General features: G+C 62.6%; 1 pseudogene. It reads left to right on the top strand.

The features are described 5' to 3' along the window. A pseudogene (locus tag J5M71_RS27680) lies at positions 1-486 on the top strand (TonB-dependent siderophore receptor); the annotation flags it as partial.

The raw sequence follows: 486 nt of genomic DNA, 5'->3' as shown, positions 1-486 counted from the left end.
CGGTGAAGCCGACCTGAGCGACAGCACCACGGCGACCCTCGGTTTCTCCCGGCAGAACGATCAGACCAATTATTTCTGGGGCGGCCTGCCGATCGGCGAAGACGGCCACCACCTCGACCTGCCCCGCTCCACTTACCCGGGCACCGACTGGGAAAACCGCAAGCTGCAAGTCGACACCGTATTCGGTGAAGTCGAACACCGTTTCGACAACGACTGGAAACTGCACCTCGGCGGTTCCACTTCGACAACCGAAGGCGAATTCTCCGGCACGTATTTGTCGCGCTACGACGGCCCGCTGGAAACCACCGCCTACCAATCGCACCACACCGACAAGCAACGCGCCTTCGATGGTTTCGCCAGCGGCCCGTTCGAAGCGTTCGGCCGTACCCACGAACTGGTAGTCGGCGCCAGCAATCGGGTGTACGACGCCACCACCAAGGAATACTCGCCCTACGACACCGGCCTGCCGATCGCCGCGCCAAAACC

This window comes from Pseudomonas sp. 43(2021), from assembly GCF_017490805.1.
Taxonomy (GTDB): Bacteria; Pseudomonadota; Gammaproteobacteria; order Pseudomonadales; family Pseudomonadaceae; genus Aquipseudomonas.
Note: the sequence above shows the minus strand (reverse complement) of the source record. Positions and strands in the feature narration are given on the sequence as shown.